The organism is Ruminococcus sp. AM31-15AC (genome assembly GCF_003462045.1).
Lineage (GTDB): Bacteria > Bacillota > Clostridia > Oscillospirales > Ruminococcaceae > Hominimerdicola > Hominimerdicola aceti.
The window spans coordinates 1-539 of sequence record NZ_QTYG01000140.1; the positions used below are offsets into that span (position 1 = coordinate 1).

Annotated in this window: 1 pseudogene; it reads right to left on the bottom strand. The window is 44.3% G+C overall.

The features are described from left to right. Positions 1-539: pseudogene (locus DW793_RS14415) on the bottom strand (IS3 family transposase); the annotation flags it as partial.

Genomic DNA, 539 nt, shown 5'->3' on the forward strand with positions numbered 1-539 from the left:
TTTATATCAGGATATGATTTGTTTGCGTTTTCAAGAGTATGGCAGCAGAGCGAAGCTCTCATATTATCTTCAATAGCTATCCCCAGCGGCATCAGATCAAAGCAGTCAAATATCACTGAAACATAGAGCCTTCCATCCTTTGCCTTCACCTCGCTTATGTCGGTCACAGCTTTTTTCAAAGGCCTGTCTGCGTAAAAATCACGTCTGAGAAGATCATCCGATTTTCGAGCAAGCCGATCCGCTTTGGTTATCCCGTTTGGCTTTCTGCGAGGCTTGTGTATCAATCCTATCTGCACCATGACCTTGCGTACAGTAGCTTCACATGGAATGTCAATGTCAGTTTTCCCGGCATCCTTTCTCTGCTGCAATGCAAGATACATACGCTCTCTGCCGTAGCAGTCATTATATTGGTCTTCTTCGTGGATCTTCATCATTTCATCTGCAAGTGCCTGATACTTCCAGGGGGCGTTTTTATGGCTGAGATGATCGTAAAATGCTTGTCTTGTAACCTCCAAAGCCTTGCAGTAAAAACTGATCCT